Annotated in this window: 16 protein-coding genes; 11 read left to right on the plus strand and 5 right to left on the minus strand. The window is 75.3% G+C overall.

Going from position 1 to position 25,277, the window contains the following annotated elements; translation table 11 throughout:
• The first annotated feature begins 70 nt into the window (after positions 1-70).
• The 3 genes from ACZ7BZ_RS26235 (at position 71) to ACZ7BZ_RS26245 (ending at position 7,992) form a co-directional block, all read left to right on the plus strand.
• A complete protein-coding gene (locus ACZ7BZ_RS26235; RefSeq protein ID WP_470360434.1) occupies positions 71-6,316 on the plus strand; it encodes a beta-ketoacyl synthase N-terminal-like domain-containing protein in 6,246 nt (2,081 codons plus the stop codon).
• Between the two features lie 295 nt (positions 6,317-6,611).
• Complete coding sequence (locus ACZ7BZ_RS26240; RefSeq protein WP_470360435.1) at positions 6,612-7,076, plus strand: universal stress protein; 465 nt, start codon at positions 6,612-6,614, stop codon at positions 7,074-7,076.
• A 58-nt stretch (positions 7,077-7,134) separates the two neighbouring features.
• The gene (locus ACZ7BZ_RS26245; RefSeq protein ID WP_470360436.1) at positions 7,135-7,992 is read left to right on the plus strand and encodes a DNA-formamidopyrimidine glycosylase family protein; all 858 of its coding nucleotides are present in this window, start codon (positions 7,135-7,137) and stop codon (positions 7,990-7,992) included.
• Here ACZ7BZ_RS26245 and ACZ7BZ_RS26250 read toward each other — a convergent pair.
• Both ACZ7BZ_RS26250 and ACZ7BZ_RS26255 read right to left on the minus strand, forming a co-directional pair.
• On the minus strand, positions 7,940-8,575 hold the full coding sequence (locus ACZ7BZ_RS26250) for a nucleoside/nucleotide kinase family protein (RefSeq protein WP_470360437.1): 636 nt from the start codon (positions 8,573-8,575) through the stop codon (positions 7,940-7,942). The genes ACZ7BZ_RS26245 and ACZ7BZ_RS26250 overlap by 53 nt on opposite strands.
• A gap of 91 nt (positions 8,576-8,666) precedes the next feature.
• Positions 8,667-9,977, minus strand: coding sequence for an outer membrane protein assembly factor BamB family protein (locus ACZ7BZ_RS26255; protein WP_470360438.1), 1,311 nt, complete (start codon positions 9,975-9,977; stop codon positions 8,667-8,669).
• Between the two features lie 425 nt (positions 9,978-10,402).
• Between ACZ7BZ_RS26255 and ACZ7BZ_RS26260 the strand changes: the two genes are divergently transcribed.
• The 7 genes from ACZ7BZ_RS26260 to ACZ7BZ_RS26290 all read left to right on the plus strand — a co-directional run bounded on the left by ACZ7BZ_RS26260 (position 10,403) and on the right by ACZ7BZ_RS26290 (position 19,870).
• Positions 10,403-12,952 (plus strand): SpoIIE family protein phosphatase, encoded by a 2,550-nt coding sequence (locus ACZ7BZ_RS26260; protein WP_470360439.1) that lies wholly within the window; start codon positions 10,403-10,405, stop codon positions 12,950-12,952.
• Between the two features lie 36 nt (positions 12,953-12,988).
• Positions 12,989-14,653 (plus strand): sensor histidine kinase, encoded by a 1,665-nt coding sequence (locus ACZ7BZ_RS26265; RefSeq protein ID WP_470360440.1) that lies wholly within the window; start codon positions 12,989-12,991, stop codon positions 14,651-14,653.
• 124 nt (positions 14,654-14,777) lie between these two features.
• A complete protein-coding gene (locus tag ACZ7BZ_RS26270; RefSeq protein WP_470360504.1) occupies positions 14,778-15,446 on the plus strand; it encodes a response regulator transcription factor in 669 nt (222 codons plus the stop codon).
• Between the two features lie 554 nt (positions 15,447-16,000).
• Entirely contained in the window at positions 16,001-16,759 is a 759-nt protein-coding gene (locus ACZ7BZ_RS26275) for a transglycosylase family protein (RefSeq protein WP_470360441.1), read from the plus strand.
• A 255-nt stretch (positions 16,760-17,014) separates the two neighbouring features.
• A complete protein-coding gene (locus tag ACZ7BZ_RS26280) occupies positions 17,015-17,770 on the plus strand; it encodes an SDR family NAD(P)-dependent oxidoreductase (RefSeq protein WP_470360442.1) in 756 nt (251 codons plus the stop codon).
• Between the two features lie 174 nt (positions 17,771-17,944).
• Complete coding sequence (locus ACZ7BZ_RS26285) at positions 17,945-18,523, plus strand: TIGR03086 family metal-binding protein (RefSeq protein ID WP_470360443.1); 579 nt, start codon at positions 17,945-17,947, stop codon at positions 18,521-18,523.
• Between the two features lie 48 nt (positions 18,524-18,571).
• On the plus strand, positions 18,572-19,870 hold the full coding sequence (locus ACZ7BZ_RS26290) for an alpha/beta hydrolase family protein (protein WP_470360444.1): 1,299 nt from the start codon (positions 18,572-18,574) through the stop codon (positions 19,868-19,870).
• A 137-nt stretch (positions 19,871-20,007) separates the two neighbouring features.
• Here the strand turns inward: ACZ7BZ_RS26290 and ACZ7BZ_RS26295 are convergent, their stop codons facing one another.
• Complete coding sequence (locus ACZ7BZ_RS26295) at positions 20,008-21,264, minus strand: helix-turn-helix domain-containing protein (RefSeq protein ID WP_470360445.1); 1,257 nt, start codon at positions 21,262-21,264, stop codon at positions 20,008-20,010.
• A 283-nt stretch (positions 21,265-21,547) separates the two neighbouring features.
• On the opposite strand from ACZ7BZ_RS26295, the gene ACZ7BZ_RS26300 reads away from it, so the two are divergent.
• Entirely contained in the window at positions 21,548-21,940 is a 393-nt protein-coding gene (locus tag ACZ7BZ_RS26300) for a hypothetical protein (RefSeq protein WP_470360446.1), read from the plus strand.
• A gap of 54 nt (positions 21,941-21,994) precedes the next feature.
• Here ACZ7BZ_RS26300 and ACZ7BZ_RS26305 read toward each other — a convergent pair whose 3' ends face one another.
• Both ACZ7BZ_RS26305 and ACZ7BZ_RS26310 read right to left on the minus strand, forming a co-directional pair.
• Positions 21,995-22,459: a (2Fe-2S)-binding protein gene (locus ACZ7BZ_RS26305; RefSeq protein WP_470360447.1), complete on the minus strand. Its 465-nt coding sequence runs from the start codon at positions 22,457-22,459 to the stop codon at positions 21,995-21,997.
• A 15-nt stretch (positions 22,460-22,474) separates the two neighbouring features.
• Positions 22,475-25,021, minus strand: a complete 2,547-nt coding sequence (locus ACZ7BZ_RS26310; RefSeq protein WP_470360448.1) for a xanthine dehydrogenase family protein molybdopterin-binding subunit — start codon at positions 25,019-25,021, stop codon at positions 22,475-22,477.
• Between the last annotated feature and the right edge of the window lie 256 nt (positions 25,022-25,277).

The raw sequence follows: 25,277 nt of genomic DNA on the forward strand, positions 1-25,277 counted from the left end.
ACGAACGATCACGCCACGCGTGACCGTTGCGACAACCCGTTCACCACACCGCGGAATGCAGGGGTGCCAGATGCACGAGCTGATCCTCCGTCGCGCATCGGAGCATCCGGACAAGACCGCCTTCGCCGACGCCCGCGGCGCGCTGAGCTACGGCGACCTCGCCCGCCACACGGCCCTGGTGGCGGGCAACCTCCGGGTCGAGCGCGGCAGCCGGGTGGCGCTGTACCTGGCCGGCGGGGTGCCCGCGATCACCGCGACCCTCGGCGTCGCCCGCGCCGCCGCGGTCGGCGTTCCGCTCGACCCGCGGATCGGTGACGACGACCTCCGGTTCCGTCTGGCCGACGGCGGAGCCGACCTGGTGATCACCGACCGCGCCCACCTGGCGCGGGCCCGACGGATGTCCGGTGTCCGGGTGGTGACGGTGGACGACCTGCTCGCCCCCACCCGTACGCCGGCCCGGGACGACCTCGAACCGGACGCGCCCGCCTGGCTGCACTACACCTCGGGGACCAGCGGGGACCCGAAGGGCGTGCTGTCGACGCAGGCTGCCTGGCTCCGGTCGGCCGACCACGCCTACCGGGGACTGCTGGGCATGTCCGCCGAGGACCACCTGCTGTGGCCGCTGCCGCTGTTCCACGCCTTCGGGCACTCGATGTGCGTGGTGGGCGTGCTGGCCCTGGGCGCGAGCGCCCACGTGATGGACCGCTTCACGCCGGAGGCGGCGGCCGAGCTCCTCCGCCGGACACCGTTCACGGCACTGGGCGGCGTACCGACGGTCTTCACCCAGCTCCTGGAAGCCGGGGCCCCGCTGCCGCCCCGCTGCCTGTCGGCCGGCGCTCCGCTGCCGGAGGAGTTGCGGGACCGGTTCCGCCGGGCGTCCGGCCACGAGCTGCACGACGGCTACGGCAGCACGGAGGCCTCCGGGAAGGTCGCCGTCGACGGCGTCGTGCTGCCCGGGATCGAGACCCGGTTCGTCGACGGCGAGATCCAGCTGCGGATGCCCGGCGCCGTCGGCTGGCAGGCCACCGGGGACCTCGGCCGGGAGGAGAACGGCCGGCTGGTGGTCACCGGGCGGGCGAGCGAGATCATCATCCGGGGAGGGGAGAACATCCACCCCGCCGAGATCGAGCAGGTGCTGGCCCGCTGCCCGGACGTCCGGGACGCGGCCGTGGCGGGGGAGGCCGACGCGGTGCTCGGCGAGGTGCCGGTCGGCTACGTCGTCGGCGACGCCGATCCGGCGGCGGTCCTGGCCTTCTGCCGTCGGCAGCTGCCACCGCACCGGGTACCGGAGGCGATCCGCCCGGTCAGCCGGATCCCGCAGACGTCCTCGGGCAAGCCGGCCCGGCGACGGCTGCGGTTCCAGTACGTGCTGGACCTGGTCCGCCGGGAGACCGAGGGGATCACCGGTCGGGCACCGGAGCCGGACCAGCCGTTCGCCGAGGCCGGTCTGGACTCGCTGGGCACCGTACGGCTGCGGGACCGGCTGGGCACCGGACTCGGGGTCGCGCTGCGCCCGTCCCTGGTGTTCGACCACCCCACGCCCCGCGCGATGGCGGACCATCTGACCGGCGGGGCCGACGGCGGGCCGCCGCCCGCCCGCAGTGCCACCGAGCCGGTCGCGATCGTCGGCATGGCCTGTCGCTACCCCGGCGGGATCGCCGGCCCCGAGGACCTGTGGCGGGTGGTCGCCGCCGGCCAGGACACCATCACGGACTTTCCCACGGACCGCGGCTGGCCCCTCGACGAGCTGTTCCACCCCGACCCCGACCACGTCGGCACCAGCTACGTGACGCGCGGGGGCTTCCTCGCCGACGCGGCCGACTTCGACGCGGCGTTCTTCCGGATGTCACCGCGGGAGGCCCTGACCACCGACCCCCAGCACCGGCTGCTGCTGGAGACGGCCTGGGAGGCGGTCGAACGGGCGGGGATCGCCCCCGAGTCGCTGCGCGGCAGCAACACCGGTGTCTTCGTGGGCCTGATGTACAACGACTACGCCGGCCGGTTCCGGGGCGCCGACCACGAGCTCCTGCCCCAGCTCGCCCTGGGCTCGGCGGGCAGCGTGGCGTCCGGGCGGATCGCCTACGGACTGGGCCTGCACGGGCCGGCCCTCACCCTGGACACCGCCTGTTCCTCCTCCCTGGTCACCATGCACCTCGCGGCGGACGCGCTGCGCAGCGGGCAGTGCGACCTGGCCCTGGCCGGGGGCGCCACGGTCATGGCGAGCCCGGACAGCTTCGTCGCCTTCAGCCGGCAGCGCGGCCTCGCCCCCGACGGACGGGTGAAGCCGTTCTCCGCGGCCGCCGACGGCACCGTCTGGTCGGAGGGAGCGGGACTGCTGCTCCTGGAACGGGTCGAGGACGCGGTGCGCAACGGCCACCCGATCCTGGCCCTGCTGCGCGGCTCGGCGGTCAACCAGGACGGGGCCTCCAACGGCCTCACGGCGCCCAGCGGCCCCGCCCAGGCCGCGGTGATCCAGCAGGCGCTGGCCGACGCCGGACTGAACGGCGCCGACGTGGACGTGATCGAGGCCCACGGCACCGGCACCGCCCTGGGCGACCCGGTCGAGGCGGCCGCGCTGCTCGCCACCTACGGCCAGGACCGGCCGGCCCCCGTCCTGGTCGGCACCGTCAAGTCCAACCTCGGGCACACCCAGGCGGCCGCCGGGGTCGCCGGGGTGATCAAGACCGTGATGGCGATGCGGCACCGCACGGTGCCCGCCACCCTGCACATCGACGAGCCCTCCCGCGAGGTCGACTGGACGGCCGGCCGGGTCCGCCTGGTCACCGAGCCGACGCCCTGGCCGGCGCGGGACCGTCCGCGCCGTGGCGCGGTGTCGGCGTTCGGGATCTCCGGGACCAACGCGCACGTGATCGTCGAGGAGTACGAGCAGCTGCGGACGGCGTACCTCTTTCCGGGGCAGGGGGCGCAACGGCCCGGGATGGGGCGGGAGTTGGCAGCCCGGCACCCGGTGTTCGCCGCGGCCTTCGAGGAGGCCTGCGCGCACCTGGACCCGGCGGTGCGGGAGGAGGTCGACACCGAGCTGGTGCACCGCACCGACATCGCCCAGGCGGCCCTGTTCGCCTACGAGGTCGCCATGTTCCGCCTGTTGGAGTCCTGGGGGTACCGCCCGGACGCGCTGATCGGGCACTCCGCCGGGCAGATCGCGGCCGCCCACGTCGCGGGCGTCCTGTCGCTGCCCGACGCCGCGCGGCTCGTCACCGCCCGCGGACGGCTCATGCGGGGGCTGCCGCCGGGCGGGGCCATGGTCGCCCTCCGGGCCGCCGAGAGCGAGGTCCGGCTCACCCCCCGCACCGCGATCGCGGCCGTCAACGGCCCGGACTCGGTCGTCGTGTCCGGGCCGGAGGAGGAAGTCCTCGCCATCGCCGCCGGGTTCGAGCACGCCACCCGGCTGACCGTCAGCCACGCCTTCCACTCGCCACTGATGGACCCCGTGCTGGCGGAGTTCGCCCGGGTGGCGGAGAGCCTGACGTACCGTCCGCCGACGATCCCGGTCATCGGCGCCCGCCCGGACGATCCGGGCCACTGGGTGCGACACCTGCGCGAGACGGTCCGCTTCGCCGACCACGTGGCCGCGGTCGAGGGCGCCACCCTGGTCGAACTCGGCCCGGGCAACACCCTCGGCGCCCTCGTCGAAGGGGTCGTCCCCACCACCGACCCCGAGCGGGCGGCGGCCCGGCTGCGGGGCACCCGCGGCTTCCGACGCCGGCGCTACTGGCTCGACCGGGGCGCCGAGCATCCGCTGATCGAGTCGACCGTCGTCGTGCCCGGTTCGGGCGAGGTGGTGTGCCTCGCCGACCTCAGCCCCGCCTGGCTGCTCGACCACGTCGTCGACGGGACCGCGCTGGTGCCCGCCACGGCGATCCTGGAACTGGTGCTGTACGCCGGGGAGCGGGCCGGGTGCGCCGGCGTCGGGGAACTGGTCCTGCACACCGCGATGCCGCTGCCCCGGACCAGGCGGGCCGAGGTCATCGTCCGGCCCGCGGAGCCCGACGGCGCACGGCCGTTCGAGGTCTACGCGAACGGGGTCCGCTGCGCGAGCGGCCGACTGGACTCCGGGCCGCCCCCGCAGGTGGAGACCGGCGAGTGGCCCCCGCCGGGCGCGCAGGAGCTCGACGTCGAGCACGCCGACTACGGTCCGGCGTTCCGCGGGCTGAGCCGGATGTGGCGCCGCGGCGACGAACTCTTCGGCGAGGTGCGCGGGGAGTTCCCCGACGCCGGACGGTTCGCCCTGCACCCCGCCCTGTTCGACGCGGCCCTGCACCCGGCCCGGCTGCTCACCGGCGGGGTGCCGTTCGTCCTGCGCGGCGTGCACCTGCTGGCCCGGGGCGCCACGGCCCTGCGCGTGCGCATCCGCGCGGGGCGGATCGACGTGACCGACCGGACGGGCCGACCGGTGGCGTGCGTCGAGTCGCTCACCGCGCGGACGACCGGAACCGGCCGGGGCTCCCTGTTCCGCCCGGAGTGGCAGCGGGTGCCGGAACCCCCGCGGGGCAAGCTGCTGGAGGTACCGGCCGGGGACGCGCCCGCCGCCCTGGCACTCGTCCTGCGGGAGTTGCAGGCCGATCACGAGCACCTGACCGTCCTGGTGCGGCCGGACGACCTCGCCGGAGCGGCGGTGGCCGGCCTGGTCCGGGTCGCGCAGCGGGAACACCCCGGCAGGTTCACCCTGGCCGAACTCGGTGACCAGGGGCCCGAGACCGTCGCCGAACGCGCGGAGCTGGTCCCCGTGGCCGGCGGCGGCGCCTTCGCCTGGCGCGGGACCGTCCTGGTCACCGGTGGCGGCGCGCTGGGCCGGGCGGTCGCCGACCACCTGCGGGACAAGGGCGTGCGCGTCGTCGTCGCCAGCCGCAGCGGCGAGACCCGCCTGGACGTCACCGACCGGGCGGCGCTGGCCGCACTGGTCGACTCGGTCGAGGACCTGCGGGCCGTCGTGCACACCGCCGGGGTCCTCGACGACGGGATCCTGGCCTCGATGACTCCGGAACGCCTGGCGTCCGTATGGCGCCCCAAGGCCGAAGCCGCCTGGCACCTCCACGAGCTGACCGCACACCGGGACCTCGACGCCTTCGTGCTGTTCTCCTCGGCGGCCGGCGTGCTCGGCCACGCCGGACAGGCCAACTACGCGGCGGCCAACAGCTATCTGGACGAACTCGCCCGCCACCGGCGGCGGGCGGGGCTCCCCGCGCTCTCCCTGGCCTGGGGCCCGTGGACGGTCGGGATGATGGCCGACCGGACCGCCGGTCCCGGCCCGGTGCCGCTCACCCCGGCGGAGGGCGTGGCGCTCCTGGAGGCGGCGCTGGGCAGCGACGAACCGGTCCTGGTGCCGATCGCCTTCGACCGGACTCCCCGGCGGGAACCGCGGCGCGCGGCGGAACCGGCCCGGCCGACGAACCTGCTGGAACTGGTGTGCGCCGAGATCGCCGCCGTACTGAGCTACCCGGAGGTAGATCCGGACACCCCGGTCCCCGACCTCGGCTTCGACTCGCTGACCTCGGTCGAGCTGCGCAACAGGCTGGAGGAGCGGACCGGCCTGCGCCTGCCCGCCACCGTGGTGTTCGACTCCCCCACGCCGAGGGCGATCGCCGAGCAGCTGCGCCCGCCACCGGCCCCGGGAACGCTCGCCTTCCTGTACCACAGGCTGTGCGGGCTGGGCCGCCACCAGGAGGCCATGCACCTGCTCGTCTCCGCCTCGTGGGCGCTGCCGTCGGCGGCGACGCTCCCGCCGGCGGCCCCGACGCGACTCAGCGCCGGCGATGGCGACAGCGACGGCGAGGGCCCGGCGATCGTCTGCTTCCCCGCCTTCACCTCGCCTCCCGGGGAGTACCGCCAGCTGGCCCGGCACCTCCCGGGCCTGTGGCTGCTCCCGCACCCGGGGTACGAGGGCGGCGAGGTGCCGGAGGACGTGGAGGCGCTCGTCCGGACGCACGCCGCCTCGATCAGGCGGCTCGGCCGGCCGGTGGTGCTGCTGGGCCGCTCCACCGGCGGCCTGGTCGCCCAGGCCGTCGCGGAGCGGGTCGGCGCCGAGGCCGTGGTGCTGCTGGACACCCACCCCGTCAGGGACGAGGAACGGCTCACCGGACTGGCGGCGCGTACCGCGGTCAGGCTGGACGAGCCCGCGCTCGCGGCGATGGGCGCGTACGTGCGCATCTTCCTGGGCCGGCCGGAGGAGACGGTCGAGCCCACCCTGCACCTGCGCCCCGGCGACGTCCCGGGAGACCACCACTCGATGCTCGACGAGCACGTGGCGACGACGGCGGATGCGATCCGGACGTGGCTCGCCCGGACGGTGAACTGACCCCGGCTCCGGACCCCGGCCCCACCGTGGCCCGGCTCCACAGACCCTGGCCACGGTGGGGCCGGGCCGGGCCGGGCCGGGCTGTGCTGGAGCGGGTGCGCCGAGCGGGCGAGGGGCGCGAACGGGTGGTTGACTCGAACCCGGTCTGCGACCGGCCCTGTCGGCCCTGACGGTGTTCCACCCCACGGCTTCACCCAGGTCGGTCGGGCTCAGCAGTGAGACCTGTCGCGGTCCGGTACACGGCACAGCCGGAACCCGGCACGGGCAGACCAGGACCAAGCGAAGGAGCACCCACATGAGTGGCAAACCCCGGATCGTCGTCGGCGTGGACGGCTCGCCCGCCTCCGAGCAGGCCCTGCGCTGGGCCGTCGACTACGCCGAGGCCGTCGGCGGCACCGTCAACGCCGTCGCCGCCTGGGAGTACCCCGCCTTCTACGGCTGGGGCGGGACGGCCGCCCCCACCGACGTGTCCTTCAACCCGGAGGAGCTGGCCGGCCAGACGCTCGCCGGGAGCGTCGCCAAGGTGGTCGGCGCGGACCCGCCCGTAGCGGTCACCGAGAACGTGCTGCCCGGCAACGCGGCGGGTGTCCTGCTGCAGGCCGCCAAGGGCGCCGCGCTGCTGGTCGTCGGCAGCCGTGGCCTCGGCGGCTTCTCCGGCGTGCTGCTCGGCTCGGTCAGCCGCCACGTCACCGAGCACGCGCCCTGCCCGGTGGTCGTGGTGCGCGAGGGCCGGACGGCGGACGGTGCGCCCGAGGAGTAGGGTCCGTCCGGCCGAGGGCCGTGCCGCGCCGGGCCGCCATGCGGATCAGAATGGAGTCATGCCAGAAGGTGACTCCATCTACCGCGTGGCGGCCCGGCTGCACGGGGCCCTCGCCGGACAGCTGCTGACCAGCGCCGAGCTGCGAGTGCCCGCCCACGCCACCGCCGCCCTCGCCGGGCGCCGGGTGCTGGAGGTCCGCCCGCGCGGCAAGCACCTGCTCGCCCGCCTCGACGGGGGCCTCACCCTGCACACCCACCTGCGGATGGACGGCCACTGGGAGGTCTACCGCCCCGGCGAGCTCTGGACCGGCGGCCCCGCCCACCAGATCCGCGCCGTCCTCGGCACCGAGCAGGGCACCGCCGTCGGCTACCGGCTGCCCGTCGTCGAGCTGCTGCGCACCACCGACGAACACCGGGCCGTCGGCCACCTCGGCCCGGACCTGCTCGGCCCCGACTGGGACCCGGTCGAGGCCGTCCACCGGCTCACCGCCCGCCCCACCCGGCCGCTCGTCGAGGCCCTGCTCGACCAGCGCAACCTGGCCGGGATCGGCAACGTCTACGCCAACGAGCTGTGCTTCGTCGCCGGGGTGACCCCGTGGACCGAGGTCGGTGAAGTCCCGCACCCCGACCGGCTGGTGGAGCGCGCCCGGCAGATGCTCGACGCCAACAAGCTGCGCCCCGGCCACGTCACCACCGGTGACACCCGGCCCGGCTACCGGCACTGGGTCTACGGCCGCGCCGGGCGGCCCTGCCCGCGCTGCGTCACACCCGTGCTGGCCGGCCGCCAGGGCGAGGCTCCCCGGGACCGGGCGGTGTTCTGGTGCCCCTACTGCCAGCGCGGACCGGCCCCCGCGGTTTCCGCGGTCACGGCCGCTCGACCAGGGCGGGGTGCCGCGGGTCGTCCATCCGGACGGTGAGGTCGGCGGCCTCGGCCGGCCCGGTCTCCGCCTCGTAGCGGGCGAAGGCGGGCAGCGTCCACTGCCGGTCGGCCGGGGTGCGGCGGGCCAGCGCGGCCGGGGTGAGCGCCAGGTGGACGGTCAGGTCGAGCGGCAGCCAGCGGCCGAGCAGCAGCGCGCCGTCCAGCAACAGCACGCCGCCGGGCGGCAGCCGGACGTACGGGGCGCGGGTCGAGCGGTCGGTGGCCGGATCGCGCAGCGAGGGCAGCACCCGGCCGGTGCCGCCCGGCTCCAGCGGGTCCAGCACCTCGCGCAGCAGGGCGCCGTCGTCCAGCCAGAGGTCGTGGAAGGCGTCCGCGTCGTGGTGGCCGTACTCCAGCCGGATCGAGGCCGGGCGCAGGAAGTCCGCCGCCGACACCCGCAGCGTGGGCCGGCCGCGCAGCCGCAGCGGCTCCACCAGGGCGTCGGCGAGCAGCTCGGGCCGGGCGGGCCCGGCGCCGTCCACGGCGATCCGCAGCCACCGCTCGCCGGCGCCGGGCAGTTCGGTGATCCGGTCGGTGAGCAGCTCGGCCAGCTTGTCGGGGGAGATCGGGCGTACCTTCACCAGACCAATCCTGCCGGGCCGGGTGGGCGGCGGTGCGGGCGGGGCGGCCGGGGGCGGGTGGGTGCGCCGGACCGGACGGCCGGGGCAGGCGTCAGAGCAGCGGGAGCGCGTGCAGGACGTCGTCGTGGCCCGCGTAGAGGTGACGGTCGTCGACGGCGACCGCCCAGACGTCCCGGCCGGGGCCGGAGTCGCGGAAGGTCCAGAGCATTCGGCCTGACCGGGTGTCGATCGCGCACACCCCGCCCGCCGCGGGCCCCGGGACGAACAGCGTGCCGACGGTGACCACCGGACGGCTGCGGCGGTCCAGCAGGAACGGCACCCGGCAGGTCCAGCGCACCGCGCCGGTCTCCGTGTCGTGCGCGGTGACCACGCCGTCGTCGCGCGGGACGTACACCTGGGGGCCGTCCGGCAGCGGCGGCAGCGCCCGCCAGGACTCGCCACGGGCGGGGGAGGCCGTCCAGTCCGGCTCGCCGGAGACCCGCAGGGTGCGGACACCGCCGGTGCCGTCCGGGAGGTAGAGGCGCCCGGCGTCGGCGGCGCACCAGCGCAGGTCCTCCTGGCCGGGGGCGGTCCACAGCTCCTGGCCGTCGGCGGCGCGCCGGACCACCAGCAGCGAGTGGTCGCCGAGGGAGCGGGCGCAGGCGAGGTACTTCCCGTCCGCGGCGAGCGGGGTGACCGGCAGCTCCTGCTGGACGGCGGGCAGGGACCAGAGCAGCGAGCGGTCGGTGGGTCGCAGGGCGAACACCCGGTTCTCCGCCGAGGTCTGCTCCGGGCGGCCGCGGCCCCAGGCGAAACCGAAGAGGACACCGCCGTCCATGCCGGTGAGCTTGCACTGGCCCTGCAGCTCCTCCGGTAGCGGCAGGCTCCAGTCGCCGGCCGGATCGCTCAGGTGGTGCGCGTCCAGGTGGCCCTTCGACTCGGTGCTGAACAGGTGCTCCGGCCCGATCGCGACCTTCCCGCCGGGCAGTTCGAGATCGCTCGGCCAGTCCGTGGGCCGCGGCGGGTCGAACACCAGCAGCCGCCGGGGATCACCGCCCGCCGGGTCGAGGACCTGCAATCCGGCCTTGGACAGGAACACCGGGCGCGGCGGCGGGGCGAGCAGCCGCTCGGGGGTCATCGCCTGCGCGCCCCGGTACGTCCACAGCGGCGCCGGCCCGGACACCCCGGTCGGCTGCGGCCTGCTCGGGCCCGGCGTCGGCCCCCTGCCCGCACGGCTCAGTGCCCACGCCGCCCCGCCGACCGCCAGCGCCCCGGCCCCGGCCAGCAGCCCGCGCCGGCTCAGCCGCGGCCCGCCCCCGTCCGGGCCCTGGCCGATCACGTCCCCGGACACCCCGCCGGCCCCGTCCACCGGCCCGTCCCACTGCCACGCCGCCTCCCGCGCGGGCCCCTCGGACGACTTCATGCGGCCCTCGCCTCCACCCCCGGCGGCCACCGCGCCACCACCCGCCGCGAGGATATCGAACGGTCCCCGAACCATCCGAGGGTGTCGATGTGCTCCACCAGGCTGTGGCACACGGCACAGGCCCACGCAGGACACCGGGGAGGTACACCGTGACGGCCGAGGTGATCGCACCCGAGTGGGTGCACCGGCAGATCACGTCGGGAGCCGGTCGTACCGGGCAGGTGACCTGTTCACGGGCGTGGTGAAGGCCGTGGTCCCGTATCCCGTGGAGATCGACCTCACCGAGCTGTAGGGGTTCACCCTCCCGGCGGATGGTCGACGAGGCCGGTGAGGGCGTCCGCGTTGGTGCCGGAGGGGGCGGAGGTGGACCGGCGGCGGTGGGGGTTCGCCTTGACACGGTTCCGGGGCGGACGTAGCAAGGGAGCATGCGCCATCCGCAGGTGACCGGTGGGGCCGGCGAGCCGGTCGGGGGGACGGGCCCGGAGGCGGAGCACCGGCGGGACGAGCTGTTGGCGGAGGCCGTCCGGGGGGCGCTGGGGTCGACCGGGGCGTACGCGGCGATGGTGTACCTGCGGGCGCGGGACGGGCGGTCGCTGGTGCTGCGCACCCTGGCCGGGGTGCCGTTGTCGATCATGAGCCCGTTCCGGCGGATCGCGGCGGCCGGGCCGCTGCCGGTGGCGGTCTGCTTCCGGAGCGGCCGGAGCATCGAGCTGTCCGACTCCGAGGACACCATGCGGCGCTTCCCCCAGCTCGCGGTCGGCCTGCCGTACGAGTTCGTCTCGGCCTGCGTGCCGGTGGGGCACGGCGGGGAGCGGTTCGGGGTGCTCAGCGTGCTGTGGCCGGCCGCGGACGAGGGCGGGCCGGCCCGGGAGGGCCCGCAGCTGATCGCCATCACCTCCCGACTGGGCGCCGGACTGGCCGAACTGGCGGCCTCCGGGCAGCCGGTGGAGCCGGCCGGGGACGCCGCCGTGGTGGAGCTGCCGTCGGCGTCCGCGCCGAGCACCAGGGTCGGGCTGTTCGACTGGGACGTGGCCACCGGCGCGCTCGCCGCGGACGTCGGGTTCCAGGAGATCTTCGGCCTCGCGCCCGGCGAGTTCGACGGCACGGTGGGCTGCCTGACCGGGCGGATCGCCCCCGGGGACGTGCCCGGGTTCCGGGCCGCGGCCCGGACCGCCCTGGAGCGCGGCGAGGTGCTGGCCGCCCGGGTGCGGGTGCTCGGACCGGCCGGCCACCCGCACCCGGTGGAGCTGTGGGCCCGGGTGCCCGGCGCGATCTCCGACGGCCGGACCCACCTGGTCGGCGCCGTCCTGGACGTCAGCACCCTGACCGCCGCCGCAGCCGCCGTCGAGCGGCTGCACGAGGGCGTCCTCGCGCTCGACCCGGACGGCCTGATCAGCTACGCCAACCGGGCCGCCGAGCCGTTGCTGCGGGCGAGGGCGGCGGACCTCGTCGGCCACCACCCGTGGGAGGTGCTGCCCTGGCTCGCCGACCCCTTCTACGAGAACCGCTACCGCGCCGCCCTGCTCTCCCAGCAGCCAACCGCCTTCCTGGCCGCCCGCCCGCCGGACGGCTGGCTGGCCTTCTCGCTCTTCCCCGACGCGCACGGCGTCACCGCCCGGGTGGTCGCCGCCGAGGCCCCGCCGGGCACGGCCGAGCCGCCGACCGCCGTGCTCTCCCCGGCCACCGCCGGCGCCGGCACGGGCGGTGTCGGGGGCGTCGGCGGCACCCACCACCTGCTCCAGCTGGCCAGTGCGCTCACCGAGGCCGCCACCGTGCGCGACGTGTGCCGGGCGGTGGCCGAGGAGATCCTCCCGGCCTTCGGCGGCCAGGAGCTGGCCATCTACGGGGTGCGCGAGCAGCGGCTGCACCTGGTCTCGCAGAGCGGCTACCCCGACGGCTTCCTGGACGGCTTCGAGGGCACCCCGCTCGACGCCCGGGTGCCCGGCGCCGAGACCCTCAGCACCGGCACCCCGATCTTCTTCGAGTCGGTGCACGAACTCGCCGCCGCCTACCCGGGCCTCGCCCTGGACGAGATGGGCGCCTGGGCCTTCCTGCCGCTGATCGCCTCCGGCCGGCCGGTCGGCAGCTGCATCCTCGGCTTCGACCGGGCGCACCCCTTCACCGTCGAGGAGCGCGGCCTGCTCACCGGCCTCGGCGGCTTCATCGCCCAGGCGCTGGAGCGCGCCCGGCTCTACGACGCCGAGTTCGCCCTGGCCCGCGGCCTGCAGCAGGCCCTGCTGCCGCACCGGCTGCCGCAGGTGCCCGGGATCCGGACGGCGGCCCGCTACCTGCCCGGCACCCAGGGCATGGAGATCGGCGGCGACTGGTACGACGCGATCATCACCGGCGCCGACCTCACCCTGGTGATCGGCGACGTCGAGGGCCACAGCGTCGCCGCCGCCGCCGCGATGGGCCAGCTGCGCAGCGCCGTCCGGGCCTTCGCCAGCGGCGGCGAGCCGCCCGACCGGGTGCTCACCCGGACCAACCGGCTGCTGCTCGACCTCGACCCCGGGCTGCTCGCCAGCTGCTGCCTGGTCCGGCTCACCCCCGCCGACGGCACAGTGCGGATGGGCCGGGCCGGGCACCTGCCGCCCGTGCTGCGCCACCCGGACGGGCGGGCCGAGGCGCTGTACGTCCCGGGCGGGCCGCTGCTCGGCGTGGACGACGGCGCCGCGTACCCGGTCACCGAGCTGCGGCTGCGGCCCGGCTCGCTGCTCGCCCTGTACACCGACGGGCTGGTGGAGGACCCGGCGCTGGCGATCGACCAGGGGGTGGACCGGCTGCGGGCGGCGCTGGCGCACGGGCGGCCCGGGGAGGCGTTGGAGGAGCTGGCCGAGCGGCTGATCCGGGAGGTCGGCTCGACTGGGCGGGTGGACGACGTGGCGCTGCTGCTCACGGTCTTCGGGGAGGCCGACGGCTCGGGCAGCGGCCCCGGAGCGGCGACTTTCGTCGGCCCCGGCGACGACGAAGGGTGACCGCGGCCCGGACGGCCGCCCGGTTAGCCTCGACGGGTGGACGCAATCGCACGGGCCTGGTCGAAGGTGGTACGGACGGCACTCCCGGGGCCGTGGCGGCCCCGGCGGGTGGTGGGCGAGGCGGTGGTGGCGCTGCTGCTGGCCGTGCTCACCGGGCTGCTGGAGCTGGTCGCCGGCACCGGTCTGGCCTGGCCCTTCGGTCTCGCGGTCGCGGTGCTGTGGGTGCTGCGGCGCGGCTTCCCGGCCACCGTGCTGGTGCTGACCGGGGCGATCGCGGGCTGGTCGGTGGGGCCGGTACTGCTGCTGGTGTGCGCGGGCTGGGTGGCCGGGGCGCGGATCGGCCGGGTGTGGCGGCTGGTCGGCGCCTTCGTGCTGAGCTACCTGGTGTTCTCCACCTTCGGGATGCTCAAGGACGGCGCCACGGGTTCGTCCAAGCTGATCATCGGACTGTCGCTCGGCGTCTTCCTGGTCTTCGCCGTGCTGCCCGCCCTCTACAGCCGCTACCGGGCGCAGCGCCGGGCCCTGCTGGACGCGCTGCGCGAGCGCAACGACCAGCTGGTGCGCGAGCGGGCGATGGTGGTGCACCAGGCCCGGCTGCGCGAGCGGCACCGGATCGCCCAGGACATGCACGACAGCCTGGGCCACCAGCTCGCGCTGATCTCCGTGCACTCGGGCGCGCTGGAGGTGGACCGCACCCTCAGCGACCGGCAGCGGGAGGCGGTCGGGGTGCTGCGGCAGGCGGCGGTCGCCGCGATGCGCGAGCTGCGCGAGGTGGTCGGGGTGCTGCACGACGAGTCGACGGCCCTGCCGCCGGCGGCAGGCGCCCCCGGCCCTGCGCCCGCCCGGGGCGGGGTGGACGGCGTCGAGGGGCTGGTGGAGTCCTCCCGCGCGGCCGGGGCGGAGGTGGTGTTCCGTACCGAGGGGGAGCGGCGGGCGCTCGCGGCGGCGGTCGACCACGCCGCGTACCGGATCGTGCAGGAGGCGCTCACCAACGCGCACAAGCACGCCCCCGGCGCACCGATCGCGGTCGCGCTCCGGTACGAGCCGGACGCGCTGGTGGTGGAGGTCACCAACCCGGGCGCGCCGGAGCTGGTCGGCGCGCGCGCCGGCGCGGGGGCGGTGGTGAGCGGCGGACAGGGGCTCACCGGCCTGCGGGAGCGCGCCCGGCTGGTCGGCGGGATGGTGCACGCCGGTCCGACGCCCGAGCGGGGCTTCCGGCTGGCGGCCGTCCTCCCGTACGAGGGGGCGGAGGCCGAGGGCGCCGCCGCGCTGACGGCGGAGGAGGACTGGATGTCCGGTCTGCCGCCGGCCGACGGGGCGGAGGACGGCCGGCGCCGCCCGGCGCTCGGCTGTGCGGCCGGGGTGGGCGCGGTCACGCTGATCGTGGCGGGCCTGGTGGCCTGGGGTGTGGTGGCCTTCGTCCGGGGCGCCAGCGACTCGACGGTGTCGCAGTCGCTCTACGAGCAGATCAGGGTCGGGGAGTCGAGGTCCGAGGTGATGCGGCAGCTGCCGCCCGGCAACGACTTCTTCACCTCCGACTACCAGCAGGCGGGCCCGCCCAAGCCGGAGGACTCGCACTGCCGCTGGTACTCGCTGGCGAAGGCGGAGACGGGCGACTCCTGGTCGGACGACCACGCGGCGCGGTTCTGCTTCAAGGGCGGGGTGCTGGTGGAGAAGGTGGAGTACGTCAAGAAGAGCTGACACCGTCCGCCCCGGCCGCCGAGGCCGGGCGCGTCGGGCCGGGGCGGCCCGGGCGGGGGACGGCGGGGGCGGGGATGTGAGGATGGTGCTCAAGTCGCACCACCGTTCGAGGGGAATGACCAGCGTGATCCGAGTCCTCGTCGCCGACGACGAGCCGCTCATCCGGGCCGGGATCAGGATGATCCTGGGGTCGGCCGATGACATCGAGGTGGTCGCGGAGGCCGCCGACGGCCGGGAGGCGCTGGAACTGGCCCGGGCGCACCGGGTGGACGTCGTGCTGCTGGACATCCAGATGCCGGTGATGGACGGGCTGACGGCGCTCGGGGAGCTCGGGAGGGTCGCCCCCGGCGCGCGGGCGATCATCCTCACCACCTTCGGGGAGCGCGAGAACGTCCTGCGCGCCGTGACCGAGGGCGGCGCCGGGTTCCTGCTCAAGGACACCGCGCCGAACGAGCTGATCCAGGCCGTCCGCGCGGCGGCCGGCGGGAACGCCTTCCTCTCCCCGGCCGCCACCCGGCACATCGTCGACTCGCTGGCTTCCGGGCGCAGCGGCTCGGCGGCGGCCCGCGGGGCGGAGGCGCGGCGCCGGCTGGAGGTGCTCACCGGGCGCGAGCTGGAGGTGCTGGCGCTGCTCGGGGAGGGGCTGTCCAACGCGGACGCGGGGGCCCGGATCCACATGAGCGAGGCGACGGTGAAGACGTACGTCAGCCGGATCCTTGCCAAGCTGGGCTGCGAGAACCGGGTCCAGGCGGCGCTGCTGGCGCGGGACGCGGAGCTCGACAGTCGTAGCTGAGCGTCTTCACGCGATCGCGGAAGGTGTCGGTGGTGACGGATCCCACTCGGTCGCCTTGCCGAACGGGGAACTCCGGATGTCGTGGTGACGGCCCGTCAGTGATCGGTGACGGGCCGTCGACGGTGTGCGGCACTTCACGGATGGACAGATGTGAGTGCGAGCACGGAAATTGATCGTTCGATCTTTAAAATGCGGTCAAACCCGGTCGAACCGGGCACCATTTCTTGATCGATACCGCCGGTAACAGTCAACTGACCTGCGATGACCAAGAATTGCTTGCTGCGCCCCGGACATGCCCCTAGCTTTCTTGGCGGCGCAACGAGCGCCACCCGGGTTCACCCCGACGCACGGCCCGCCGACTGACCCCCGGCGCGAGGGCGGTGCCCGCCGACGAGACCGGCTCGAACAGGCCGTCGGCGAGTGGAGGTGACCGGGGCGGCACGGCACGTCCGACACGTGTCCGGCCGCCCGACGAGTGAGGTGAGTGCGATCGACCGGCCCGTGTCCCGGGCCCGGTTCCGCCTGCCCGCCCGGGGCTTGTCGAGAGGACATTCATGACTTCCCGTCACGAGACCGCCGCTGCCACCGACACCACCGCCACCGTCAAGCGCAACCGCCTGCGGCTGGCGGTCATCGCGGGCGCCGCCATAGCGGCCCTGCCGGTGGCCGGCCTCGTCACGGCCACCTCGGCCTCCGCCGCACCCTCCTCGGCCTGGGACACCGTCGCCCAGTGCGAGAGCGGCGGGAACTGGAGCATCAGCACCGGCAACGGCTTCCACGGCGGACTGCAGTTCACCCCCTCCACCTGGGCCGCGTACGGCGGAACCGCGTACGCCCCCCAGGCCAACCAGGCGACCAGGGCGCAGCAGATCGCCGTCGCCGAGAAGGTGCTCGCCTCGCAGGGGCCGGGCGCCTGGCCCGTCTGCTCCAAGAAGGCCGGCCTGAGCAAGGGCGGCGCCCCGGCCGCCGTCGACACCGGCTCGGACGCGGGCTCCTCGGCGGCCAAGCCGGCCCAGCGCTCCACCAAGGCGGCCCCCAAGGCCGCCCAGCACACCGCTCCCAAGGCCACCCCGAAGGCCAAGTCGCCCGCCGCGGAGGCCCCGCAGGGCCGTCCGTCGGCCAAGCCGGCGCAGTCGGCCCCGGCGGCGGAGCGGAACACCTCCGGCGGCAGCTACACCGTCAGGAGCGGTGACACGCTGAGCGACATCGCCGCCAAGTTCGGCGTCGACACCGACAGCCTGTACGGCAAGAACGTGCGCACCATCGGCGCCGACCCGGACCTGATCTTCCCGGGGCAGACGCTGACCGTCTGACGCGGCTCCACACCGGCGGCCACCCCTGTGCGGGGGTGGCCGTTCCGGCGCGTTCGTGGGCCGGGTCGTACTGCCGGTGGTCGCACCACCGGGGCGTGCGGAGTCGTAGTTGAAGATTGAACGCAACGTCTGAATACCGCCGGAGACGTCAAGGAATCCGGATCAGGATCGACCCGTACCTCGAGAGCGGCACACCGGCCGGACACACCGGCGGGGGCGCGATCGGAACACGGTGAACGAGGGAGATCCGAAGACATGACGATGAACGGTGCGGCGGCGCTCGACGGCAAGGTGGCCCTGGTGACCGGCGGCAGCCGGGGGATCGGGGCGGCCATCGCGCTGCGGCTGGCCGAGGACGGCGCCCATGTGGCGCTGACCTACCAGGGCTCGGCCGAGCGGGCCGAGGAGGTGGTCGCGAAGATCACCGCGATGGGCCGGACCGGCTGGGCCGTGCGGGCCGACAGCGCCGACCCGGCGGCGGTGCGCGCCGCGGTGGCGGAGGTCGCCGAGCGGTTCGGGCGGCTGGACGTCCTGGTGAACAACGCGGGCGCCGGCGCCGGCGGGCCGATCGAGGAGGCCTCGATCGAGGAGATCGACCGGGTGCTGGACGTGAACGTCCGCGCGCCGTACCTCTACGCCCAGGCGGCGGTCCCGCACCTGGCCGAGGGCGGGCGGATCGTCAGCATCGCCAGCTGCATCGCCCAGCGCGTGGTCTTCCCCGGTGCCGCGCTCTACGCGACCAGCAAGGCCGCGCTGATCGGCCTGACCAAGGCGCTGGCCAGGGAGCTCGGCCCGCGCGGGATCACCGTCAACCTGGTCCACCCGGGCCCGATCGACACCGACATGAACCCCGCCGACGGCCCCTCCGCCGACTTCCAGCGCGGCTTCGTCGCCCTCGGCCGCTACGGCACGGTGGCGGAGGTGGCGGGCGCCGTCGCCTACCTGGTGGGCGAGGACGGGCGGTACGTCACCGGCGCCGAACTGTCGGTGGACGGCGGGTTCGCCGCCTGACGCCCAGGGCCTGTCCGGCAGGGGCGGCGGTGTCGTGCCGGGCGGTCGTCGGTGACCGCGCTTACGATCGCCCGGCACGACCCGTGCGCCCCGGGCCCTGTCCGGCGGATCCTGCCGCGCGCCGATCGACACGATCCGCCGGACAGGACCCAGACCCCGACCGAGAGGTGTGCCATGACCGCGGTGGACGACCCGATCGACCTGCTCGCCCGGGCTCTCGCCCAGACCGCCGGGCTGATCGACGGCACCGGTGTCGAGCTGGCCGGCCACCAGACCCCCTGCCAGGCCTGGGATGTCGGCGATCTGATCAGCCACCTCCTCCACGACCTGTGGCAGTTCACCCTCCGGGCCGAGGGCGGCCGACCGGACTGGTCACAGCCCTTCGACCGGGTGGAGGAGGACTGGCTGCACGCCTTCGAAGCCGGCGCCGAACGGCTCGTCCAGGCCTGGCGCGCCGCCGGGGACCTCACCGGCACCGTGCCGGGGCCCGGCGGCGGCACCATCCCGGCCCGCTTCGCGGTCGACCAGCAGACCACGGAATTCGCCGTCCACGCCTGGGACTTGGCGCACGCGACCGGCCAGTCCACCGACGGGCTGGACCACCAGGTGGCCGATGCGGCGCTCGACTGGGCGCACGGCGCCCTCAAACCCGAGTACCGCGGCGAGGCCTTCGGCCCTGAAGTCCCCGCGCCGGCGGACGCCCCGGCGTACGACCGGCTGGCGGCGTTCTTCGGCCGCGACCCGGGGGCGTGAGCCGGCGGTCGGCGGAGCCAAATCCCGCTCCTGATACGGTTCCTGACCATGGGGGATGATCAGGGACGAGTGACCGAGGCGGCCCGCGCGTTCGCCGCACTGCTGCGGGCCGAGGACTTCGCCGAGGCCGTCGAACTGTTCGCGCCGCCGCTGCGGGCCGCTGTCCCGGCCGAGGCGCTCCGCCTCGCCTGGGCGACCGAAACCGACGGGCGCGGCGGGGTGACGGCGATCGGCGAACCGGAGGCCGGGGAGGTGGCCGGGGAAGGGGCCGATGAGGTGGCCGAACCCGGTGCCGAGCCGGTGCGCGTACGCATCCCGGTGAGCTGTGCGGACGGCGGCTTCACCGTGGTCACCTCGGTCGGCCCGGACGGCCTGCTGCACGGACTGCGGCTGGACCCTGGCGACGACGCCGCCTGGCAGCCGCCGCCGTACGCGGACCCGGCGCGGTTCACCGAGACCGACGTGCTGCTCGGCAGCGGACCGCTCGCCGTCCCCGGCACCCTCACCCTGCCGGTCGGACCGGGCCCCTGGCCCGCCGTGGTGCTGCTCAGCGGCGGCGGCGCCTTCGACCGCGACGAGAGCAGCGGCCCCAACAAGCCGCTCAAGGACCTCGCCTGGGGGCTCGCCACCCGGCGGACGGCCGTCCTGCGCTTCGACAAGCCGACCTTCACCCACCCGGACCGGCTGCCCGCCGGCTTCACCATGGCCGACGAGTACCTGCCGGCCGCGCTCGCCGCCCTCGACCTGCTCCGCGCCCGCCCGGAGATCGACGCCGACCGGCTCCACCTGCTCGGCCACAGCATGGGCGGCAAGGTGGCGCCCCGGATCGCCGCGGCGGCGCAACCCCCGGTCGCGGGACTGGTGTTGCTGGCCGCCGACGCCCAGCCGATGCACCAGGCGGCCGTCCGGGTGGCCCGGTACCTCGCGGCGCTGATGCCCGGACCGCAGCTGGAGCAGCTGGTGGAGACCCTGGTCGGGCAGGCCGCGGTCGTGGAGGGCCCCGAGCTGACCCCGGACACCCCGGCGGACGCGCTGCCGTTCGGACTCTCCGCCGCGTACTGGCTCGACCTGCGCGACTACGACCCGGTGGCCACGGCCGCCGGCCTGTCCGTCCCGATGCTGATCCTCCAGGGCGGCCGGGACTATCAGGTGACCGTCGAGGACGACCTGACGCGCTGGCGGCAGGCCCTCGCCGACCGGCCCGGGGTGACGGTGCGGATCCACCCGGAGCTCAACCACCTCTTCCTCCCGGGTGACGGCCCCGCCACCCCGGCCGAGTACGCCCGGCCCGGGCACGTGGCGGCGGAGGTGCTGGAGGGCATCGCGACCTGGCTGGACGGCCGGTAGGGGCACGCTGCGCTGGGGGGCGTTCGACGGGGGCGTTCGGCTGGGCCTGCGACGGGGGCGCTCGGTAGGGGTGTTCGACCGGCCCTGAGCCGCGCCTGAGGGCCGGGGTCGGTGCAGCCCGGCCGTGGGGTGGGCACTCAGCGGAGGACGACGAGGACGGCGTCCCACTGGGCGGTGGTGCGGCCGGTGGCGGTGCAGTGGGTGGCATCGGCATCGGTGCCGGTGGCGATCCGGTGGGCGGTGGTGAGGCGGTCGGGGGAGAGCTGGAGGACGGGCAGCGCGGTCCAGCCGGCGGCGAACTCGGGGGCGGTGCCGCCGTTGCTGCCGACCGCGCCCACCAGGAGGTCGCCGGGTTCGCAGCCGGAGCTGCCGGCGGTGGTGAAGGCGGACCCGCCGGCGTCTCCGGAGGCGGGGGAGAAGGCGCGGAGGGTGCTGACGCCCCGGAACTCGTCCACGGCGACGTGGAAGTCCTCGGAGCGCGGATAGCTGGCGCGGATCGAGTCGGCGGTGGTGAGGGCGGCGGCGTCGAAGGCGGCGAGCACCAGGACGCGGTGGCGCAGTGCGTCGGTGACGTCGCCGAGGAGCTGGAAGCGGTCGCCGTGGCTGTCGGTGACCGTGACCGGTCCGGGGCAGGTGCCGGTCAGCAGTACGGAAACCACCAGGGCGTCCCCGCGGGCGACCGGGGCCAGCACCGGCAGGGCGAAGTCCGTGCTGGTGGCGGCCTGTTGGCCGAAGGCCGTCCGGGCGACCCAGGCGGGGGGCGGCGTTCCGGGGCCGGTCGGGCCCGGCGTCGGGTGTTCGCCGGGGGCGGGGAGGTCGGGGTCGGTGCTCGGGCAGTCGTGCGCGGCGGACTGGGCGCCGGCTGGGGCTGGGGACCGGGCAGCGGGTGCGCGGTCGGCGAGCAGGCCGAGGGTGCCGAGGACACCGAGCGCCAGCCCTAGGAGCAGGCTGAGCGCGTGGGTCCAGAGCCGGGTGCGCGGCGGCCGGGCCGGCGCGGCGGGCGGGGCGATCAGTACGGCCCCGGACGGAGTCGGGACCGGTGCCGGGACCGGGACCGGTGTCGGATCCGGCGGCGCGGGGGCGGCCGGCGGCGCCGGAATGACGAGTTCGGCGGGTGCTTCCCCCTTGACGGCGGCCCGCCAGCGGCGGTGCCACTCCTCCTCGTCCCCGCCGCACGCGCTGACGAAGGCCCGGGTGGTGGGCCAGGAGGGGAGCCGGGAGCCGGAGGCGGCCTCGTAGAGCGTGGTGTGGGAGATCGAGCCGACGGCCTTGGCCATGGTGCGGAACGAGGGCTGGCCGGCGTCCAGTCGGAGGGTGCGCAGCTGACCGGCGAAGTTCTCGGCGGCGGTCGGCGGTTTTCGCGTGGCTCGCGGCTCCTGCTGGTGTTCCGCCATGACGGCCCCCTGTTGTCAGCTGTCAGATCCTTCGGTGCCGCTGCTTGCTTGTCGCGTACGGATCATAGCGATGGGTGACGGCGGCGAAGGGGCGATTCGTCGACTCCGGTCGGCGGAAGGCGTGTTCGGCAGGCGTGTTCGGCGGACGTGTCAGCTGTTGTCAGTTCCTGTCAGGCGGTACCGAACAGTGCCGGTGATCGGGTCAGCTGGCTCCGCCGTCGAGGTCGACGGGGTTGGCAACGGATCGGCCGGACCAGGCGTCCGGCCGGACAGGAGGACCCTCATGGTCAAGAACATCATGAAGAAGATCGGGCGGCGCGGGGCGGCCACGGCGGCCGTGCTGGCACTGGCGGCCGGCGCGGTGGGCATCTCGGCCGGCAGCGCGTCCGCCGACGGCTGGTACTACCTCCAGTACCACGCCAGCGGCCACGGCGTGGGCGTCTACTCGCAGCCGAACTCCTGGTCGGCCAAGGTCGCCGCCGACGTGTACTCGTACTCGTGGTCCTCGGACGACATCTACATCGAGTGCTGGACCCGGGGCGAGGACATCAACAACCAGGGCAACGTCTGGTACCAGATCGGTGGCACCAACGGCAACTTCTTCGGAACGGCGTACACCTACGGCGCCTACACCGACGGCAACTGGTACTTCCACAACGGCCTGCGCGCGTGCTGACGGTCGGTTGACCCGGCTGTGCCCCGCCCGGCGGACGGGTGGGGCACAGCCGCGTCAGTGCGCCGCCCGGGTCGCCGCCGCGCGCTTGATCGCCTCGCGGATGCGCGGGTAGCTGCCGCAGCGGCAGATGTTCTGGATCTGGTCGATGTCAGCGTCCGTCGGCGCGGGGGTGCGGCGCAGCAGGGCGACGGCCGTCATGATCTGGCCGGGCTGGCAGAAGCCGCACTGGGCGACGTCGCAGTCGATCCAGGCCTCCTGCACGGGGTGCAGGGTGTCGCCGTCGGCGAGGCCCTCGATGGTGGTGACGGTGCGGCCCCCGCAGTCCTTGACGGCGCGGGTGCAGGGCTGGAACTCCTGGCCGTCGAGGTGGCTGGTGCAGGCCCGGCAGACGCCCACCCCGCAGCCGTACTTGGGGCCGGTGACGCCGAGCTTGTCGCGGAGCACCCAGAGCAGCGGCATGTCGTCCGGGGCGTCGACGCTGACGGGCTGCCCGTTGAGGACGAAGGTGTGGGTGGGCATGGGGAGTCGATGTCCTCAGAAGTCGATCGGGAAGGAGCGCGGGCTGGTGCCGGTGGCGCGGGCGTAGGCGTTGGCGACCGCGGCGGAGGCGGCCGGGACGCCCAACTCGCCCGCGCCGCCGGGGGATCCGCTGGGCGGCATGAGGTGGATCTCGACCGTCGGTGGGCTGTTGCGCTGCCGGGCGTAGCGGAAGTCGGCGTAACTCCCCTCCCGGAAGGCGCCGTTGTCCAGATGGTTGCCGGCCTGCAGGATGACCGAGATGCCGTCGATCAGGGCGCCGGTCAACTGGGCCTCCAGACCACGGGGGTTGATCACCTGGCCGACGTCGGCGGCGATGACGGCCTTGGTGACCCGGGGGTTGGCGCGGTCGGTGGCGTCGAGCTCGACCAGATAGGCGACCCGGCCGCCGTTCTCGTCGTGGTAGCCGACACCCTGGGCCTGGCCGTCGGGCATCTGGCGGCCCCAGTTCCCGGCCTTGGCGACGGTGTCGAGCAGGGCCCGCCCGGCGGCGTCGCGCACCCGGGCGCGGCGGAAGGCGACCTCGTCCTGGCCCATCCGGCGGGCCAGTTCGTCCATCATGATCTCGTCGGCGACCCGCACCATGCCCGAGTAGACGGAGCGCCAGCTGCCGGTGTGCACCTGCAGCGGCACCTCGGCGAGCAGCTGGGTGGGGATGCCGACGTCGTACGGGTTCTTCTCGGTGAGCAGGAAGAAGGCCTGGGCGAGGCTGATCCCGGCGACGGAGAGGTTGAACCCGGCGCCGGTGAGGGCCTCGCCCAGGCCGTGCGAGAGGTCGGTGCGGACGGTGGCCGCGCGGTGCTCCCAGGTGAGGATCCGGCCGAGGCCGTAGGTGGCGCGGATGCGGTGGTGGCTGGCGGGGCGCATCCGGCCGTGGCGCATGTCGTCGTTGCGGGTCCACATCAGCTTGACCGGGCGCCCGGCGGCTCCGGAGATCTGGGCGGCCTCCAGGGCGGCGTCGAAGAACAGCCGGCGCCCGAAGGAGCCGCCGCCGCGCACCACGTGGACGGTGACGGCGTTCTGCGGCAGGCCGAGTTCGGCGGCGATGGTCTGCTGGGCGATGACCGGGCTCTGCGCGGCGAACCACAGCTCGGCGCGGCCGGGCCGGACGTCGGCGACGGCCGTCAGCACCTCCATCGGGGCGTGGTTGACGAACGCGAAGTCGAACTCGCCGTCCAGGTACGGGGTGAGCAGCGGCGGCAGCAGGAACGGCGCGTGGGCGGCGCGCAGCCGGGCCTGGACGTCGGCGGTGGAGAGGTCGGCGACCGGGCCGGGGTTCCAGGTGGTGCGCAGCGCGTCGCGGGCCTTGAGCGCCTGGTCGAAGGTCTCGGCGAGGACGGCGACGCCGGTGGGGACCTGCACCACGGCGAGCACACCGGGCATGGCGCGGGCGACCGAGGCGTCCAGCGACTTGAGGGTGCCGTTGACGGTGGTCGGGCGGGCGACGACGGTGGGCGCGGCGCCCGGGATCCGGAGGTCCCCGGCGTACTCGGCGCGTCCGGTGACGATGTCGCGGGCGTCGATCCGGCCGGTGGGCCGGCCGACCAGATGGCGCTGGTCGGCCGGCTTGGGGGTGGCGGGCACGGCGGGCACGATCACGGCGGCGGCGTCGGCGGCGAGTTCGCCGAAGCCGAGCCGGCGGCCGTCGGGGGCGAGCACCGCTGAGCCGGCGGTGCGCAGGCCGCCCGCGGGAACGTTCCAGCGGTGGGCCGCGGCCGTGATCAGCCGGGCGCGGGCGGCGGCGGCCGCGGCGCGCACCGGGTCGTACAGCGAGCGCACCGAGTTGGAGCCGCCGGTCAGCTGGTTGAAGAGCAGTTCGGGGCGGCCGTCGGAGAGCGGCACGTCCACGTCGGTGAGTTCGGCGTCGAGTTCGTCGGCGACCAGCATGGCGATCGCGGTGGTCAGGCCCTGGCCGACCTCCAGTCGGGGCAGGTACAGCGCGGCACGCCCGGCGGGGGTGATTTCGAGCACCAGCAGGTGGGAGGTCGGCAGCCCGGCGAGGATCATCGCGTCGCCGAGGTCGAGGACGTCGGGGATGCCGGGCAGGCCGAGCAGTTGCGGGGGCGCGGAGGCGCCCCGGGTGGCCTCGGCGGCCTCGGCGGTGCGGACGGCGGCCCGGGCGGTGGCGGGTGCGGCGGCGTCGAGGCCGAGCCGGGCGGCGACGGTGAGGGTGGGAGCGGCCAGCAGGTAGGTGAGGAAGCGGCGGCGGCCGGTGTCGTCGTCGGCGGGGCGGGCCGGCTCGTCCGGGTGGTCGGCGGTGTCCGAGGGCGCGATGGAGGTGCTGATGGGAGGAAACCCTTCGAACCGGGGACGGCGCCGGATCGGGCGGGCACGGACGGCCCCGGCCCCGGAGCCGGATCGCGAACGCCGTCGAGCATAGGAGGGCGCTACTGACGGGTCAACACGGTCAATCTTGGCCCTCCGGTCGGCTGGTGGAGGTGTCCGGTTCGCTTCCGGCGGGGGAGTCCGAGCGGGTACGGACGGCGCTTCGGCCGGGCGGGCGGGGGCGGCGTCGGACTGCGCTGGATCCGGTCGACGGGCCAACGGACAGCAGTCGTACGGGAGTTCACGGCTCGCCCGGCGGTGCGCCCGGTGGCGCGGTGGGTGGTGCCGTGGGTGGTGGGGAGCGGTGTGGAAGTGGCCCAGGTGGATGCAAGATCAATGGATCTGTCGGATGGTCCACTTCTTCCCTAGGCTGGGCGCTGCCCCACCACGGACCGCCCCGAGCGGTTGTGAACGGGTGGCCCGCGCGCCGCCCGTCCGCAGTCCGCCGTCCCGAATCGCAGTCCGCAGTCCGCAG

It is taken from the genome of Kitasatospora sp. NPDC036934, from assembly GCF_055608425.1.

Excerpts from the sequence above, each read along its gene's own strand:
- ACZ7BZ_RS26235 (WP_470360434.1), top strand. The coding sequence starts at position 71 with ATGCACGAGCTGATCCTCCGTCGCGCATCGGAGCATCCGGACAAGACC.
- ACZ7BZ_RS26240 (WP_470360435.1), top strand. The coding sequence starts at position 6,612 with ATGAGTGGCAAACCCCGGATCGTCGTCGGCGTGGACGGCTCGCCCGCC.
- ACZ7BZ_RS26245 (WP_470360436.1), top strand. The coding sequence starts at position 7,135 with ATGCCAGAAGGTGACTCCATCTACCGCGTGGCGGCCCGGCTGCACGGG.
- ACZ7BZ_RS26255 (WP_470360438.1), bottom strand. The coding sequence starts at position 9,977 with ATGAAGTCGTCCGAGGGGCCCGCGCGGGAGGCGGCGTGGCAGTGGGAC.
- ACZ7BZ_RS26260 (WP_470360439.1), top strand. The coding sequence starts at position 10,403 with ATGCGCCATCCGCAGGTGACCGGTGGGGCCGGCGAGCCGGTCGGGGGG.
- ACZ7BZ_RS26275 (WP_470360441.1), top strand. The coding sequence starts at position 16,001 with ATGACTTCCCGTCACGAGACCGCCGCTGCCACCGACACCACCGCCACC.
- ACZ7BZ_RS26280 (WP_470360442.1), top strand. The coding sequence starts at position 17,015 with ATGACGATGAACGGTGCGGCGGCGCTCGACGGCAAGGTGGCCCTGGTG.
- ACZ7BZ_RS26285 (WP_470360443.1), top strand. The coding sequence starts at position 17,945 with ATGACCGCGGTGGACGACCCGATCGACCTGCTCGCCCGGGCTCTCGCC.
- ACZ7BZ_RS26290 (WP_470360444.1), top strand. The coding sequence starts at position 18,572 with ATGGGGGATGATCAGGGACGAGTGACCGAGGCGGCCCGCGCGTTCGCC.
- ACZ7BZ_RS26295 (WP_470360445.1), bottom strand. The coding sequence starts at position 21,264 with ATGGCGGAACACCAGCAGGAGCCGCGAGCCACGCGAAAACCGCCGACC.
- ACZ7BZ_RS26300 (WP_470360446.1), top strand. The coding sequence starts at position 21,548 with ATGGTCAAGAACATCATGAAGAAGATCGGGCGGCGCGGGGCGGCCACG.
- ACZ7BZ_RS26305 (WP_470360447.1), bottom strand. The coding sequence starts at position 22,459 with ATGCCCACCCACACCTTCGTCCTCAACGGGCAGCCCGTCAGCGTCGAC.